The following is a 15785-nucleotide window of genomic DNA, read 5'->3' as shown; positions in this document are numbered from 1 at the left end:
TGCACAACCTGTCTTAACGGCAGCACCATTTACTGCCGATTAGCTAGGGGGAATTGATGCGGGTTATTTTAGCTGTGGTATATGCTCGACCCCGATCGAATGTGAACCTAATGTTTGCTCGATTAAAGTCTATTATTTTACCCCTTGTCGTATTATTGTTACCATTTAGGTAAAAGTTGCAGTCTCTGGCTTTGAGAACAGCCTGATATTTGATCATCGCGCGGGCGAGTTTAACCCGCATGGGTCAAGCGGTTTGGAGGCAGGCCAGGAAATTTGCGATCGGCACTCGCCATTTTCCGCAAGACGTGTTATACTGTAAACAGTCGAGGGCACGTAGCTCAGTGGATAGAGCATCAGGTTCCGGTCCTGAGGGTCGGGGGTTCAAATCCCTCCGTGCTCATTTAAATTTATCAAATGACTGATTTTGAGAGACGGGGGACAAATTTTTGTCCTCGGTCTCAATTATTGTGATTTAAGCGTCAGTGTCAAAAATCGAATCTCCACTGTAGTCGCAGGTCGCGGACTGATTGCGCCCCTGCTGCTTGGCACGGTAGAGTGAACGATCGGCGAGCGCAATCAAGTCAGCCGATGATAGTTCCGAAATCGGAATCAAGTTGGCGATACCCATACTAATAGTAACTACATCGCTCACATCAGAGGTTTTGTGAGGAATATGTAAAGCTTGAATAGCAGCGTGAATCCGTTGGGCCACCGAACTCGCTCCTTCAATATCTGTATTAGGCAAAATGATGCCAAATTCTTCTCCGCCGTAACGCGCCACTAAATCCGCCGGACGGTACACCACCTCTTGCACCGTCTGAGCAAGTTTGAACAGACAACTATCCCCCATTTGATGACCGTAGCAATCATTATAACGTTTGAAATAATCCACATCAAACAACAAAAGAGAAATAGGTTTTTGTTCCCGGTATAGCCGCTGCCATTCATGCTCTAAGCGGTCATTAAAACAGCGGCGATTAGCAATTTGAGTCAACCCATCAATATTTACCACTTGTTCTAAGAGGTGAGTAGCGCGGGCTAGTTCTTCGTTAGAGAGTGCCAGTTGTTGATTAATTTCTCTCATCCGCGCTTGGGCCTGCTGCCTTTCTGCCAATTCCTTCTGCAACTTATGAAAAATATCCGCTTGTTTAATGGCGATCGCTAACTGATTAGCAATCTGTTTAACAAGGTCAACTTCAAATTCTTCCCATTGCCGAGGAGCAGAACATTGATGAATACATAACAACCCCCACAAATCTTGTCCATTGAGCAACGGCGCAACTAAATTAGCCCGAACCGGAAATTGTTTCCAAAGAGCGCGGTAACAGTGTTGAAGGTCAATATTATTGATATTTTCAACTACCTGCATTCTCCATTCTTGATATGAATCAGGATATTGTTCACCACCACACTGGTCGTTAAATTGATTTTTGCTTACCAATTTACATCCTTCGCCTACGGATTCTGAGACAAACTCACCATATCCAAAATTACTGTCAGGATCGAACTTAAATATGCCGACGCGCTCGGCATCAAGGAACAGGCGAATGTCCTGGGAAGCAATCTCAAAAATTGTAGACAAATCAAGAGATTGACGGATGTGTTGAGTAATTTCTTGAAGTAATATCGCCTTGTCGTACTGTTTCCGCAGAGCGATTTCTGCTTGTTTTTGGGCCAGAATAGCTGCCTCTGCTGCTTTTTTGGCTTTAATAATTTCACCTTCGTATAGGATACGCTGGCGGATACAGATCAAGATGCAATCGTTGACAAAGTTTCCTCCCTGATTCCGACGCACAGCGTTGATCAGCATGGGTATATCACTGCCCTGCTTTGACCTTAATGAGAAGTAAATTTCCTCTACTTTACCGTCGAGCTTCAACAGCGGAAAAAAATGGGTTTGAAAAAAAATCCGGCTGGCCATTGGCAGAATGGAATCCATTTTCCGTTGCCGCAGTTCATCGGTTTCGTATCCGAGTAATTGCAGTAATGTGGCGTTGACCATTACGATCGTACCATCGTCAGCAAACGAGAGGAATCCACAGGGTGACGTGTTGAGTAGCTCGTCTATCTGGTAGGTCATGTTTGCCATACAAATCAGGTAGTATGAGGTACACTCAAATACTCCTTAATCATCTCGATCGTCTCTTGTGGATGACTCAGGTGCGGGCAATGTCCCGTAGCTTTCATCAGCCGTAGCGTACTTTTAGGTAGGTGGCGGTGGAGGTAATCCCCTACCTCGGTGGGAGCAATCACGTCATCAGCGCATTGTAATATCAGTGAAGGTACTGATACCTTGGGTAAATCACTGCGATTGTCAGAGTAAAAAGTTACCTCGGCAAAGCGACTTGCAACCACCGGATCGGTAGAGCAAAAACTTGTCTCAAGTTCCTCACTTAACTCAGGACGCTCCTGATTCTGCATCACCATTGGCGCCAGAAAGCTTGCCCAACCAATGTAATTTTTCTCCATGATATCGAGGAGATCCTCAATATCTTTGCGCTCAAACCCTCCGTAATAATTTGGTAAATCATTGATGTAGCAAGGTGAAGGCCCTACGAAAATCAGGCGATTAAAGTAATTAGGAGTTTGAATGGAGGACAGAAGGCCGATCATACTGCTGACAGAATGACCGACAAAAATCACATCAGTCAAGGCCAATTCTTCACAGATATCGAGGACATCCTGAACATAGCCATTGAGGTCGCTGTACCGTTCATAACTGTAGGCACTAATATCAGACTGTCCCGAACCTACATAATCAAATAGGATAATTTTGTAATCCTTCTCGAAGGCCCGTGTTACGAAACGCCACATATTTTGATCGCACCCAAATCCATGAGCAAACATCATCGTCTGGGTGCCTTGTCCAAACACTTTTATATTATTCCGTAAGAAAATATTTTTAGTCATTTGAGCTACACGAGCATTAAATTAATTATAAGACTTTTGCGCGCTTTCATGAGGGAGGATTGATGATCCCACATAGTGGTAGACAACAATTAAGGATGTCGGATTAAATGAATAGCAGACTCAGCAATGGCAGGCTTCCTCAACATATAACGCTGCCCGATTTCCTAGGCGCTCGCTTGTAACTATTCCCATTTCGCTGGGGTTTCCATTCCTGCGGCAATTATGCTCAGATTTAAGCCATCTGGGATTGCAACTATGGCTTTGGCAATTCCGCGATCGCTCAGATCGCTGGCTAAATCGCGGACAAATGAGCGAGCAATTTTAAGCGACTTCACCGGAAAATTTTTCAGGTTGTTAAAAGCAGCATACCCCGTCCCAAAATCATCGACATAAATCCCAATACCATGCTCCGATCATTGGCTCAAAAGATTGTAGCTAATGTCAACATTAAGCATCATTGCCGTTCCCGTAATCTCTAGCTATAGATATTTTGGCTTCATATCGGTGCGCTCAACAATGCGATCGCTCTTAGCGACTAAAGTCGGTTGGCTGAGTTGACGTGCCGACAAATTCACCGCGATATTAGGAAGAATTAGTCCTGCTGCTAGGCACTGCTGATATTGCCCGCAAGCTTGCTCTAAAATCAATTTGCTCTTCGGGCAAAATCAATCCAGTTTTTTCGGCGATGGGAATATATCGATGGCCATGAACCCAAGCTCGTTCAGGAGAATGCCCTCCTACTATAACTTTAACACCAGCAAGGCTACATGTTTGCCAATCGAGCTGAGGTTGATCATACAGCCAGCATTCGCCTTCCAAGGGCAATTCAAGAGATTTGCGATCGCCAGGGTATTGGATTTTGCCCAAGGTATTGTTGTTGCTGTGTAAAAACTATAGGTATTGGGTTCGATAGGCAATAAAAGCTCCTATTTCAGCAATTAAGAACTTGCAAAACATTGTCGCGGTTTCTATAGTGTTCACAAACTCCTCAAATTAAAAAAGTTGGGTTTCCTAGCTCAACCCAACCTATTTTTAATAACGACGAATTACTGCTAACTCTCAAATATCCTCATCGTCTTGACCTTGCACACCCTGGAGAATCCGCGATAGCTCACTCTTCTCATTAATTGTAATCCGACTAGGAGAACCGCTGATAATCCGTTCGTAACCACTGAACGAATCTTTAATTTGTGGCCCTCTTTCAGTAATTGTGTATTCTCTAATTCCTTTGTCGTGCCACGACCCCCGCATCTTAAACACATTAATTGCCCGCGACATTTCTCCTCGAATCTCTACATACTGCAACATGATAATCGTGTCAGTAATCGTAGAAATATGAGAGTCCGTAATCGAATGAGAACCCATAAACTGGTCGCTTGTATTCGTGAAAAAGCCGGTTATTTCTTCCTGCTTCGCAAAACCTGTCACTCCAATCACAAATTGCCTGAAAGCATTATTGCTGACACCCCTAGCTAAGGCCGACAGCGAGTCTATAGCAATTCGAGAAGGTTTGAACTCAGCAATTTCTGATTTAATAGTCTGCAAGTGGTCTTCCAAACCTGCCGATTCCGGGTAAGTACACAGCAGCTTTAGCAGTCCTTTCTCTTCCATTTCCTCAAAATCAATGCCCCAAGAATAAGCATTGCGGAACAACTGAGCACGCGACTCTTCATAGGCAAACAGCAGCGCCCGATTGCCGTTCATACAAGCATTCTGCAAGAACTTGCTCACCAATAGCGTTTTGCCTGTTCCCGTTGCACCCGTAGCCAAAATAATCGAGTCTTTGAAAAAACCGCCACCGCACATCTCGTCGAGAGTTTTATCGCCCGAAGAAACCCGCACGTTTGAAGATTTTTGAGTTAATCGCATCGCCCCCAATGGGAAAATATTAATTCCGTCATTAGTCATAGTGAAAGGATATTCGCCCTTCATGTGAGTTGTACCGCGCAACTTCAAAATTTCCATTGTGCGGCGGCGGCGTTCCCCTTCCAAAACGTTGCGAACAATCACTACATTATCCGACACAAACTCTTCCACTCCAAACCGCGCTACCGGGCCGTATTCTTCCACCCGTTCCGTCGTCATAACTGTAGTTGCTCCTACTTGTTTGAGGCGCGCAACTAAGCGAAAAATTTCTCGGCGCACCACCGATGCTGCATCGTACTGCTGAAATACGGCGGTAACAGAATCTATTGAAACCCGCTTGGCTTTGTACTTGCGAATGGCGTACTGAATTCGCTCAATTAAGGCTGATAAATCAAAATTTCCTACGATATCTTGACCTTCCGGGTCGGGGGAAGCGTCCAAAATAAATAGCTTGCCTTCCTCGATTAACTGTGCCAAATCCCAACCGAAACTGCAAGCATTTTTAATAATATCTGTCGGAGATTCTTCAAAAGTTACGAACACTCCAGCTTCGTCAAAATGGGTAATTCCATTATAGAGAAATTGTACAGCAAATAAAGTTTTTCCCGTTCCTGATGTGCCGCTGACTAGGGTGGTTCTGCCGAGTGGCATTCCGCCGTGACTGATGTCATCGAAACCCTCAATCATCGTGCGAATTTTTTCAACTCCTGGCGTTACCAATCCTTTTCGTTGAACCGTTTGACTAATTTCATTCATGTCGATTTTTGTCAACTCTCAGTATTCTTTAGTTGTCACTCATTAACCGCCGATCATGAGTCTTTGTACCCAGCTTTTAGTTTTGGCTCTTGCTCAATAACTAATGACTGCTGACTGCTGACTAATGACCCCGCCCAAAAACCGATACCGTGCCACGCACTCCTGTCGTGGAGAAATAAAAATTTTAGACTTTTGTTCAACCTCCCAGATTCATCTGTGGAGTAAATCTAAAATCTAACATCGTTCGACGCTCGCGCGACTCGACGCTTCGACTGAGCGCTCGCCGAACGTTTCACGCCAAACCGAAGTCTCAAATCTAAAATCGACTGACTCTCACCTGATTATCTTATGAATTCAGGTCTTCTTCGCGAAGTTCTTCATAGAGCAAATCTAATCCTATCAGAACTTTCTCACGATCGGACAAATCGCCAATAATTTTTCGCACCGGCGGCGGCAGGATTTTGGCCAGCGTCGGGGTTGCCAATATTTTGTCCTCTTCTGCTAGCTGAGGGTTTTTGAGAACATCTATGACTTTCAGCGCGTAGACACCTTGAAATTCTTGTTCTAGGATGTCCTTTAGGGTTTTCAAAGCTCGCACTGAGTTGGGAGTATTCCCCGCAACGTACAGCTTCAGAACGTAGGTTTTCTTCAGAGGACTCATGAACTTTTTTAAATGTTGAGTATTAGTTGTCAGATGTTAGTTGTAGTTGTTATTTGTCTTAAATCCGCTGTTCTTTGTTATTTTATAATAATTTCCGCCTCGCGCTCGCGCGGCAGTTAGTCGGCTCCTTTCTTTTTTGTTAGATTCTACCTTCTACCTTTTTTTTTAAAATTATGCCTAATCCCTTCTACATTCTACCTTGAGAGGTCTCTTTCGGAATCGATCGCCGATACATCTCGCACATATGAGCGATCGCGTCAATCAGGGTCAAACGGTAATCCAGCAATATTTCCTCGCTGCGCCCTTCTATTTTTAGCTGTTTAGCAAACTCGTCCATTAATTCCATGTGAATCTCTACAATTTGAGTCACGGGAACGTCCGCAAAAAAAGCCAAATTCACAAATTCATCTATTTGATTGTTGACCGCAACATCTTGAGAAAAATAATTCAAAACGATGTCGCGATAACTTGACTTGAGTTGCTCCAAAAACTTTTGCTTCTCTGGTACCGACAGATTTCTCAAAAAAATCTGGGAATTTCTTTTATAATACACACCTAAGTATCCTAATCGCTCCCGTAGTTTTTCCGCCAGTCGCCGCTGCTGTCGGCTGAGCAAACTTTGAGCAGTCAATTGGGCTGTCGCATCGACCGTTACGGATTGGTAATTGACAGGAACCGGAGTTGAAAGTTTCAGAAATTGTGCGATCGCCTGATCGATACCCGCAGCTATTTCGCTCGAACGAGCGATTGCCAGTTGCACCTCAGCAGGGTGATAAAAAAAAGCACAGCTTTCGTCTAGACTCTTGTTGGCGGTACTGGCTGCGGCCTCAAAACCATCTGAATATGGTGCTTCGGGCCTGCCATCGACGTGTGCGTGAGGCGAAAAAATCACAGCAGGCAAAAAGAGCGATCGTTCTTGCAGCTTGCCCAGAAGCGATCGCAGAGCCCCATCCACCTCCAAAACCAAACAATCAAGGTGATAATTGTGCTTAAGGAACCCCAAAAGCTCCACTGCAGACTTAATGTGCGTTAAAGTATAGCGTTCGCCTCTCAAAAGCTCGATCGCAGAGGCTGCAATTTCCTCAGAGCGGACAAAAATACCGATAGAAAGTTGAGGAAGCAAAGCTGTAGGTACACCACCTAAGTTGCCTGAAAGTGCTGGATCGCTCAGAGTTGATATCTCCTTTACAAAAAACTTAACATTTTAACAATCATCTCAATATTTATTTTAACCAATCTTAACCGCAAAATAAGTGATGCGCTTCTACCAGAAGAAGAATCAAAGTGTACTCCGTGGTTTTTGTGTCAAGCACCCTGAGCGTGATTTCTGCAATTAAGCTTAAGCCTTAAAATAATTGCTAGTCGCCTCAAATCAGGCGTAGGCATCGAACTCCCCGGTGTCGGTGCAGATACGGAGCCTGATAGCGAACTGATATAAAACAAATAAGATACAGAAATTCGCAGCTACATTGAGCATCAAAAATATTACTGCTCTCGCGAGCAGACTCTCAGGTTTGTTATGCCACTCACCACCCCCAGTCTCAAAAATTTTATCGAGCCAGTGCCGCTGTGCCTCCAAACGGGTGCGGTAGAATCGCTGCAGTCAATTTTCAGATCCTGTAACTGCGATCGAGTCGCAGTAGTCAACGAACAGCTACAGCCGCTTGGATTAGTGTACCTCCGCAGCCTTTGGGCCCGCGCGGCCGATCGCACAAACGACGGGCAGCAACCTTTGTCAGAAAGCTCGATCGCGATCGAACCAGTCAGGGCATTACCCGCCGCTATGAGCGTCAGCGAATTCTGGGAGTACCTGCAAACAGAGGAACAGAACACCCCAGCCCGGCAAAACCGCCAAACCGCCGGCACCCCCTCCAACACTCCGATCGCCGTCACAGATGCCAGTGGTCAATTTTTAGGAATGCTAGACAGCCTGAGCCTGCTGCAATTCGCCGCACTCAACAGCAGCTCGCTCTGCAGCCTCACAGAAGAGGAAACAGTCGTCAAAGAAATCGAATTAAAACCGGTTTCCGAAGCCATCGCCACCGCCCTAGACGCTCAACTGCGCTTTCTAGAAGCAGGATTGAAACCTTCGGAAAACCTGAACTCCCTAGTCGAACTGTTGGAAAAACTGCCCTTGCCCCTGAGATTGCAAACCCCAACCGCACAAATAGTCAGTCAAAACGCAGCGTGGCGGATTTTGCTGGGAGCAGGCCCAGAACCAGTTCCAGAACCAGCAGCAAATTTGGGTAAACACTCGCCCCGCAAACCAAGCCATTTAACAAGCGAATACAAGAGCGTGCAGTTAGAGGCCATCACCAAAGAATGCAGGAGCCTAGTAGGAGCAAGTAGATCGGGCGATTCCCTGCGGGATAGCTTCGCCGCGCGTGATTCAACCGCAGCCACCAGTTGCCCGCTGCCCTTGTACGCAGCCGCCTCCCCCTCAACCTTAACCGCTCCAGCTTGGTGCCCCACCGCCGGCAAACCAGACACCTACATTTGCGAATGCCCCGTACAAAAAGATCAAGAACGGATCTGGCAATTTGTCAAACAGCCGCTCTCAGACAAGCTAATTCTAGTAATGGGACAAGATGTCACCGAAGAACATTTAGTCGCCAAAGAATTAGCAGCAAAAAACGCAGATTTAATCCACCTCAACCGACTAAAAGACGAATTTTTATCCTGCATCAGCCACGAACTAAAAACCCCGCTCACGGCCGTCCTCGGTTTGTCCAGCCTCCTCAAAGATAAATTGATCGGAGAACTCAACGACCGCCAAACACGCTACGCCAAATTAATCCATAAAAGCGGGCGGCATTTGATGACAATAGTTAACGATATATTAGACTTGACCCGGATGGAAACCGGGCAGCTAGAACTAATTCCCGAAGCAGTCGAAATAGCATCAACCTGCCAAAGAGCCTTTGAACAAGCAAAACAACTGCAACAGCAAGAAGAAAAAAACCCTCCCAGCGCCAGCCAAACGGACGGTACAGCAAACGCAGAACCCTCCGCCCAAATAGAATTTACACTCGAAATAGAACCGGAACTGAGCCACTTAGTTGCCGACGAACTGCGGCTGCGGCAAATGCTAGTTAACCTCCTTTCCAATGCCCTAAAATTCACCGAGATCGGCGGCAAAATCGGATTGAAAGTGAATGTTTGGGAAGGCTGGATCGCATTCACAGTTTGGGACACTGGCATCGGCATCCCCGCCGACAAACAGCACCTAATCTTTCAGAAATTCCAACAGCTAGAAAGCCCGCTCACCAGGCGCTTTCAAGGAACCGGACTGGGACTGGTACTAACTCAACGCCTAGCTCGGCTCCACGGCGGAGACGTTTCGTTTATTTCCTCAGAAAACCAAGGCTCTCAATTTACGCTGCTGCTGCCACCAACTCCTCCGGGAAACAGCAGTGAAGAAGTCCCGGCACCGGGAGCGGCTGAGGAAGAATTATTAAAACCACAATATCCGACTCTGATCGCCAATTCTCGCTCTCGTTTAGTATTAATAGTCGAAGCAGTTCCCAAATATATCGAAGATTTAACCAACGTCATCTCAGGTTTGGGCTACCAAGTAATAGTCGCCCGTTCCGGCACCGAAGCGCTGGAAAAAGCCCGCAGGTTCAGTCCCGAAGCGATTTTCCTCAACCCTCTGCTGCCACTGCTCTCGGGTTGGGACGTGCTGACGCTGCTCAAGAGTGACCCGGATACCAGATCGATTCCGGCGATCGTCACGGCCACCAGAGGCGAAAAAGAACGGGCCAGTGTCAACCGAGCCGAAGGTTTTTTGATCTTGCCGGTGGAAGAACCCGCTTTGCGGCGGCTGCTGGCAGACTTGATCGGTCACAGTAATGCTAGTAGCGCCAAAGTAAGGAGTTCTTTAACCGTGTTGTGGCTCAGCCCGCAAAACAGTTCGTCTCAAGGTTCCGCTTTACTGCTCAACCCCAACTACTGCCGGGTTTTAGAAGCAGACGACCTCGGCCAAGCAGAACTCGTGGCCAGAATTTGGCGGCCCGATGCGATCGTCTTGGACGGTACAAGTCAACTGCAAAACCCCTTAGCTTTTATCGAACAGTTAAGTCGGTCTCGAAATTTGGGTTCTCTCCCCTTGGTGACTTTAGACCCCCCAACTACGCAACTGGCAAATCAAGTCAAAGGATTGTCGGTATTTCCCTGTTTAGCCACTAGCAGTCCCGACGACAGTGAAACTTCACCTACCGGGTTAATGCCAAGTGCTTTGTGGCAAGTGATTCAAGTTGCTGCGGGCATGAGTTGGAAGCCCAGCATTTTATTTGCCGACATTTCGACTTTACCCGATTTGCACTCCTCTTCTGGGGGGAACCCGACGGAAGAATTGGAATATGGCGATCGATCGACAAATGCCGAGATTCCCCTCCCCAATTCCCAGTTTTCTACTCCCAACTTTCAAGCTTTGATCCAGTACATCCACACCGCAGGATTTCGAGGGTCGATCGCTCAGAGCTGGACAGAAGTTTTGCAGCAGTTGCAATATCAAAGCGTTGACTTAGTTTTGCTGTGTTTGCGAGATGCCCCCTCAGAATCCCCCGCTATGCTGCAGGCCCTGTCCAACTTGCGGCAAATGGCAGTAAAACTGCCAATTTTAGTCTGGGATTATCGGTCTGCTGTAAATTCGGAATCCGATGCGATCGACTTTCTACTGCAAGAAGTATCTGCTAAAATTTTGCCTTCTTCCTTATCAGCAGCACAATTGTTAGACAAAATTCAACAGGCTTTATTGACTCACTCTAGTTCCTGAAAATAAAAAATTTACCAGGTTTGTAGTGAGGAATTAAATCCTCTGTAAACCAGTAAAAATAAACTATTATTTATGAGCAAAAACAAAATATTGTAACTTTTTAACTGACAAGCGCGAAGCGTTATTTATTAACTCATTTAAGTTTCTAATAACTCCTAAGTTTGCCTATGTGTAGTGAGGTGATAAGTCGTCTCTAAAACAGTGAAGAAAAACGGCTATCCTGAATGTAAACATAATTTGAGAAGTATTTAAATGAAAACCCCGAGGTGTTGCGAGTCAAGAAGCAATATCAAAACTCAAAAATATGAGTTATTATAGGCGATCGAGAAACCCTTATATTTTTTTCTGGGGCTGTACAGTGCCTAATCGCATTCCTTTAATATCTCTGCTACTCGCACTCGGTTTGTCGACAATGCCCGAGCCTGCTGTCGCACAGGCACTCCTGCCTTACACCCTGCAAATCGACTCTGCCCAACTGGAACAAACAGCCTTGAGCCTTGCAGAAGAAGCCGTCCAGCTAGCCAGACTGCAGCAGTACCAACTTGCCGTACCTAGAGCCGAACTCGCCACACAGTTAGCCCCCAAGAATGCTCAAACTTGGACTTTGTTAGGTAGCTTGTACCTTCAAGTCGAGCAGTTTGACAAAGGCATTGAAGCTTTGGGGCAAGCTCAATCTCTGTCGCCAGAAAATCCATCAATTAAATTTGTCTTGGGAGAAGCTCACTTTCGGAAAGCGAACTACGAGAAAGCAGTCGAATATTTGCAAGCAGGGTTAAAGTTAAAACCAGACACTCCAGGTGCATTATTTGATTTAGGCAATGCTTTTTATAAGCTGAAGCGGTTCGATCAGGCGATCGCCCAATATGAAAAAGCCTTTGCTTTAGAAAAAAACCTGTGGCCAGCTATTAACAATATCGGATTAGTCAAATACGAAATGGGAGATGTGGATAGCGCCATCAAACGCTGGGAACAGGCGATCGTGATCGACGACAAAGCAGCAGAATCAATGCTAGCTCTAGCAGTAGCACTCTACGGCAAAGGTGACAAAGAAAAAGGCTTAGCGATGGGAGAAGCAGCTCTAACGCTCGACAAACGCTATGCTACCGTAGAATATCTCAAAGAAAACCTCTGGGGCGATCGTTTAATCGCAGATACCCAAAAGTTGCTAGCCACTCCTGAAATGAAAGCAGCACTGGCTAAAATTCAAGACGCCCCACCCCCTCCCCAACTGTCGCCTTAATTGTAGTTAAGTTTCTAGTGAGGACTTGAGTCCTCAAAGCCTTTTTTAACTGAGAACCAACTATCTTATTCAGCACTAAGACCAAAAAATAGTTGAATACGCTATGGGTAGGGATAAGGTGCGCGCACAGCGCACCCTACAGATAGAGTTGGTGCGTAAGTTCTATTATTGCCACGAAGCAGTCCCTGTCTTCAATTCTCCAATCTAAAATCTAATATCTAATATCTAAAATCGCATGACCCCCCTAAGCTGGACAGAATTAGAAGCCTTCACAGACTTTGAAGTCGATCGCGTCAACGGGCCAACCAACGCTCAATCCCGCTTGCGCCTCTTCGGTAAAACCGAATCCGAGGTGCGAGTCACCCTGTACCGCGATAACCATGCTTGGTGTCCTTACTGCCAAAAAATCTGGCTGTGGTTAGAAGAAAAAGAAATCCCCTACCGCATTGAGAAAGTTACTATGTTCTGCTATGGGGAAAAAGAAAGCTGGTACAAGCGCAAAGTGCCATCGGGAATGCTACCGGCGATCGAACTAGACGGCCGCATCATCACCGAAAGCGATGATATCTTAATCGCGCTGGAACGAGTCTATGGCCCCTTGGGTTTGGGAATGGAAAACCCCGCAGTGATTCCCCTGCGGCGGCTAGAGCGACTGCTATTTAGAGCCTGGTGCTCTTGGCTGTGCTACCCAGCAAGTTCAGCAAAAGTAGAACAGCACAACCGCAACCAATTTATCAGCGTCGTCGCCCAGGTAGAAAAGGCTCTCGCCAGCACTCCGGGGCCTTATTTCCTCGATGAATTTGGCACTGCGGATGTGATCTTTACGCCCTACGTCGAACGCATGAATGCCAGTCTTTACTACTACAAAGGTTACTCGATGCGGGAAGAAAACCCGCGCTTTGCTGACTGGTTTGCGGCGATGGAAACCCGTCCTACCTATCGTGGCACTCAGAGCGATTTTCACACCCACGTCCACGATTTACCGCCTCAGATGGGCGAGTGTTATGAAAACGGCGAACCTCAGATGCTTGTCAATAAAGCCCGCGTGGATAATGGGCCTTGGGCTGGACTGCCGGATGTGATGTATCCAGAACCGGAAACCTCCCGCGCTGAAGCACTTCACCGCGTTATCAAGCACCACCGCAATATCGTTCGAGTCAATCCTGCTGATGACAACTTGTTTGATGAGGCTTTGCGTTGTGCTTTAACTTTGATGATGACTGGCGAAGTTTGTACGCCGCCGCCCGGTTCTGATGCGGCTTTGCGGTATTTGCGCGATCGGGTGAATGTGCCCCGTGATATGTCGATCTACGCGGCCAAGCGGCTGAGGGAAGCTTTGGAGGAAACGGCGGCTTTGGTGGGTGATGGCCAAGGTACTCCGATTCTGCTGAAGCATCGGCGAGATCAAGATCCGGCTAATTTTGTGTAGGATTCTGGGGCGATCGGAATCAGACGGAATGGGCGCTGCTGCTGCTGCTGCTCTACTTCATCAGCTTGCTATCTGCTCGATCGATGAAACTAAAGGTTGATGTGATTTTTAATCGGGTTCTGTTTGAAGAGGAGAATACTGGGCTGGTGGAGTTGGCGATCGCTCTTGAAGATGAGGTTGTCTATATTTTTAATCCTCGTCAACAGAGATGGAATACTCACTTTGTTTGGAATGCTGTGGAAGCGATCGGGTTAAGGGCGATCGGTCGATCAACATTGCAAGCCCTTTATTTGCATCCATCGTAATTTCCCTTGAAGACCCGCTAGCTTGCACTTAAAGCTTGCAAGTTCCGATAAATTTCCATTTCTGATGAGGCTTGTAACTTATCGAAACGGCTACCAAATTCAGTCTTGTACTCCATACATTTTTTAAAAGAGCGTTACAAATTCAGTACATTCTGACAAAGGCGATTTCACCCTCCAAAGATGTACAATCAGAGTTAAGAAGCTTCAAACACTAGCATTTTTTTGCTATAATAGCCATCAATCTCCCCGATATCTTTTTTTAGAGCTAAAAACTCTTCTTTTTTTATACCTTGAGACTGTTGATAAATTTTTTCGTCCAAAACCTGCCACAGTTTCTCAGTGACAAAGTAATACCTTGATTGTGGATGTAATTGAATTTCTGAACCAGTCCTCAAAAATTTTTCTATCTCAGGAGTTTCAGCACTTAATGTCAGATATTGAGTTTCTATATTTTCAAGAAATTTTTTTTCTAGGGTTTCATCAATCTTTTCTTCTTCTTTCAAAATCTTCTTTAATTCTTGCAAAATCTCTTTATACTGACGCTCTTTCGTGAATTCTTCAGAAAAATACTTAAGTCGGGCAAAATGAATAGATAAAGACATATTTTTAGTTCCTAGCTTGTTTAATGTATTCCACTAACTCCGGTAAACTCTTGACTTTTTCCAAGGCCCTAGTGAGTTTATCAACTGAATCACAATCATAATATTGTATGTCTACATTAATAGGAGGAAGTTCTTTTTTCAAGTCTTCCTTCAGCTTTTCTAACAGGTTTTTATTATTGCTGTCCAGACGATTAATAGGAAAAATATAACGAAATCCTGTTGGGCGCTTTTTTCTCAATAACTTTTTTACATCACTTATCCAGTTTTGAAGACTTCCTTGATTGACAGGCCCATCTGCTTGAGCTGGGGAAGATTTACACTCGTAAATAAAATTCCCCTCTTCAAAATATCTTGATTCCATAAATTTCCTTTAAAAAATTATTACACTTCCTAAGTGTTTATGATAAAAGTTTCAGAAAAACAGAAAATTTCAGGCTGATTTTTTACGAAAATGAGCTTTTACAGAGAAATCTTTTCCTAGCTTACTAACTCGACTATGTTCTGAAATAGCCACAATCTTACCAGTTAATAATCCTTGAATTAAATCATCTGCCTTTTTTGATAACGCAACAAAATCTGTAATCGGTTCGTTATCGTTTAAATTATCTACATAATCAACACCAGGCTGCATGTTGAACTGTTTCATCAAATCTTTCAAAATTGCCTTGAAAGATTTATCAATTACTTTTCCTTTGTCAAATGGGTTTAAATTTGCCCACTCCGGCAAGTATTCCAATGCTTGACTTAAAGAATTTTTTATAGAACGAAGTCCAAAGCTTGACATTGAAACCTCTACTAATAAAATTTAGTGTGATTACCGCTCTTGTAGGTTAGGTTGAGGAAAGAAAGCCTAACACCCAGATATTATTACAGTTAATCTAGCAGAACGACTTCCCAACTGTCAATATCTACCTGCAACTGGTCAAAAAACACCACTGCCCCAAATCCACAGAAGGCATGGCCCCGCACCCTCACGGAACTCCAAATCTACTCGCAACTCCTAGAGTGGGAAAAATACCCCATCCTCATTTTCTACGAAAACGCGATCGCCCCTACCCAAGGTTTTAGCCAAACTTTTCTGGATGCCCTCACACGCTTTGACGCTACAATCTGCCTGATCACCGACTCATCCCATCCCATCCTTCCCACTTTCTCACCTAAAGGCCCCCACCCGATCCAATCTATACTTAACTGGCTGCAACGCACCCTATTACAAAACTAGCCGATAAAAGTTAGCCT

General features: G+C 45.4%; 15 protein-coding genes and 1 tRNA gene. 6 read left to right on the top strand and 10 right to left on the bottom strand.

The features are described from left to right. Positions 1-327: 327 nt before the first annotated feature. Positions 328-400 (top strand) — tRNA-Arg (locus QUB25_RS01895). A 72-nt stretch (positions 401-472) separates the two neighbouring features. Here the strand turns inward: QUB25_RS01895 and QUB25_RS01890 are convergent. From QUB25_RS01890 to QUB25_RS01860, 7 genes are all read right to left on the bottom strand, one after another. Further along, positions 473-2089: a diguanylate cyclase domain-containing protein gene (locus QUB25_RS01890; RefSeq protein WP_333062821.1), complete on the bottom strand. Its 1617-nt coding sequence runs from the start codon at positions 2087-2089 to the stop codon at positions 473-475. A 5-nt stretch (positions 2090-2094) separates the two neighbouring features. Next, positions 2095-2874, bottom strand: coding sequence for an alpha/beta hydrolase (locus tag QUB25_RS01885; RefSeq protein WP_333181842.1), 780 nt, complete (start codon positions 2872-2874; stop codon positions 2095-2097). A gap of 218 nt (positions 2875-3092) precedes the next feature. Continuing rightward, positions 3093-3311, bottom strand: a complete 219-nt coding sequence (locus tag QUB25_RS01880) for an EAL domain-containing protein (protein WP_333062836.1) — start codon at positions 3309-3311, stop codon at positions 3093-3095. A gap of 78 nt (positions 3312-3389) precedes the next feature. After that, on the bottom strand, positions 3390-3557 hold the full coding sequence (locus QUB25_RS01875; protein ID WP_333034675.1) for a hypothetical protein: 168 nt from the start codon (positions 3555-3557) through the stop codon (positions 3390-3392). 412 nt (positions 3558-3969) lie between these two features. Beyond that, entirely contained in the window at positions 3970-5532 is a 1563-nt protein-coding gene (gene kaiC, locus QUB25_RS01870) for a circadian clock protein KaiC (RefSeq protein ID WP_333034672.1), read from the bottom strand. Between the two features lie 346 nt (positions 5533-5878). Then, positions 5879-6193, bottom strand: a complete 315-nt coding sequence (kaiB, locus tag QUB25_RS01865; RefSeq protein WP_006632119.1) for a circadian clock protein KaiB — start codon at positions 6191-6193, stop codon at positions 5879-5881. Positions 6194-6380: 187 nt separating this feature from the next. Next, positions 6381-7316: a circadian clock protein KaiA gene (locus QUB25_RS01860; protein WP_333062825.1), complete on the bottom strand. Its 936-nt coding sequence runs from the start codon at positions 7314-7316 to the stop codon at positions 6381-6383. A 396-nt stretch (positions 7317-7712) separates the two neighbouring features. Here QUB25_RS01860 and QUB25_RS01855 point away from each other — a divergent pair, with 396 nt between their 5' ends. The 4 genes from QUB25_RS01855 to QUB25_RS01840 all read left to right on the top strand — a co-directional run bounded on the left by QUB25_RS01855 (position 7713) and on the right by QUB25_RS01840 (position 13944). Beyond that, a complete protein-coding gene (locus tag QUB25_RS01855) occupies positions 7713-10970 on the top strand; it encodes an ATP-binding protein (protein ID WP_333181841.1) in 3258 nt (1085 codons plus the stop codon). 358 nt (positions 10971-11328) lie between these two features. Continuing rightward, positions 11329-12210 carry a tetratricopeptide repeat protein gene (locus tag QUB25_RS01850; RefSeq protein ID WP_445251925.1) on the top strand — a complete coding sequence of 294 codons (882 nt, stop codon included), beginning with the start codon at positions 11329-11331 and terminating at the stop codon, positions 12208-12210. Positions 12211-12445: 235 nt separating this feature from the next. Then, positions 12446-13639: a glutathione S-transferase family protein gene (locus tag QUB25_RS01845; RefSeq protein WP_333181839.1), complete on the top strand. Its 1194-nt coding sequence runs from the start codon at positions 12446-12448 to the stop codon at positions 13637-13639. A gap of 83 nt (positions 13640-13722) precedes the next feature. Continuing rightward, positions 13723-13944 (top strand): hypothetical protein, encoded by a 222-nt coding sequence (locus QUB25_RS01840; protein WP_333181838.1) that lies wholly within the window; start codon positions 13723-13725, stop codon positions 13942-13944. Between the two features lie 194 nt (positions 13945-14138). Here QUB25_RS01840 and QUB25_RS01835 read toward each other — a convergent pair whose 3' ends face one another. The 3 genes from QUB25_RS01835 to QUB25_RS01825 form a co-directional block, all read right to left on the bottom strand. Then, positions 14139-14546: a hypothetical protein gene (locus QUB25_RS01835; RefSeq protein WP_333181837.1), complete on the bottom strand. Its 408-nt coding sequence runs from the start codon at positions 14544-14546 to the stop codon at positions 14139-14141. Positions 14547-14550: 4 nt separating this feature from the next. After that, positions 14551-14907 (bottom strand): hypothetical protein, encoded by a 357-nt coding sequence (locus tag QUB25_RS01830; RefSeq protein WP_333181836.1) that lies wholly within the window; start codon positions 14905-14907, stop codon positions 14551-14553. 69 nt (positions 14908-14976) lie between these two features. Then, positions 14977-15330 carry a hypothetical protein gene (locus QUB25_RS01825; RefSeq protein WP_333181835.1) on the bottom strand — a complete coding sequence of 118 codons (354 nt, stop codon included), beginning with the start codon at positions 15328-15330 and terminating at the stop codon, positions 14977-14979. 114 nt (positions 15331-15444) lie between these two features. On the opposite strand from QUB25_RS01825, the gene QUB25_RS29715 reads away from it, so the two are divergent. Beyond that, positions 15445-15768, top strand: a complete 324-nt coding sequence (locus tag QUB25_RS29715) for an NACHT C-terminal alpha/beta 1 domain-containing protein (protein WP_445251924.1) — start codon at positions 15445-15447, stop codon at positions 15766-15768. Positions 15769-15785 lie beyond the last annotated feature (17 nt).

This window comes from Microcoleus sp. B3-D7 (genome assembly GCF_036705305.1).
Taxonomy (GTDB): Bacteria; Cyanobacteriota; Cyanobacteriia; order Cyanobacteriales; family Microcoleaceae; genus Microcoleus.
Note: the sequence above shows the minus strand (reverse complement) of the source record. Positions and strands in the feature narration are given on the sequence as shown.

What these genes read in the sequence shown, in the direction of transcription:
- QUB25_RS01835 (WP_333181837.1), bottom strand. Translation starts at nt 14,546, where the DNA reads ATGTCTTTATCTATTCATTTTGCCCGACTTAAGTATTTTTCTGAAGAA.
- kaiC (WP_333034672.1), bottom strand. Translation starts at nt 5,532, where the DNA reads ATGAATGAAATTAGTCAAACGGTTCAACGAAAAGGATTGGTAACGCCA.
- QUB25_RS01890 (WP_333062821.1), bottom strand. Translation starts at nt 2,089, where the DNA reads ATGGCAAACATGACCTACCAGATAGACGAGCTACTCAACACGTCACCC.
- QUB25_RS01830 (WP_333181836.1), bottom strand. Translation starts at nt 14,907, where the DNA reads ATGGAATCAAGATATTTTGAAGAGGGGAATTTTATTTACGAGTGTAAA.
- QUB25_RS01840 (WP_333181838.1), top strand. Translation starts at nt 13,723, where the DNA reads ATGAAACTAAAGGTTGATGTGATTTTTAATCGGGTTCTGTTTGAAGAG.
- QUB25_RS01825 (WP_333181835.1), bottom strand. Translation starts at nt 15,330, where the DNA reads ATGTCAAGCTTTGGACTTCGTTCTATAAAAAATTCTTTAAGTCAAGCA.
- QUB25_RS01855 (WP_333181841.1), top strand. Translation starts at nt 7,713, where the DNA reads ATGCCACTCACCACCCCCAGTCTCAAAAATTTTATCGAGCCAGTGCCG.
- QUB25_RS01845 (WP_333181839.1), top strand. Translation starts at nt 12,446, where the DNA reads ATGACCCCCCTAAGCTGGACAGAATTAGAAGCCTTCACAGACTTTGAA.
- kaiB (WP_006632119.1), bottom strand. Translation starts at nt 6,193, where the DNA reads ATGAGTCCTCTGAAGAAAACCTACGTTCTGAAGCTGTACGTTGCGGGG.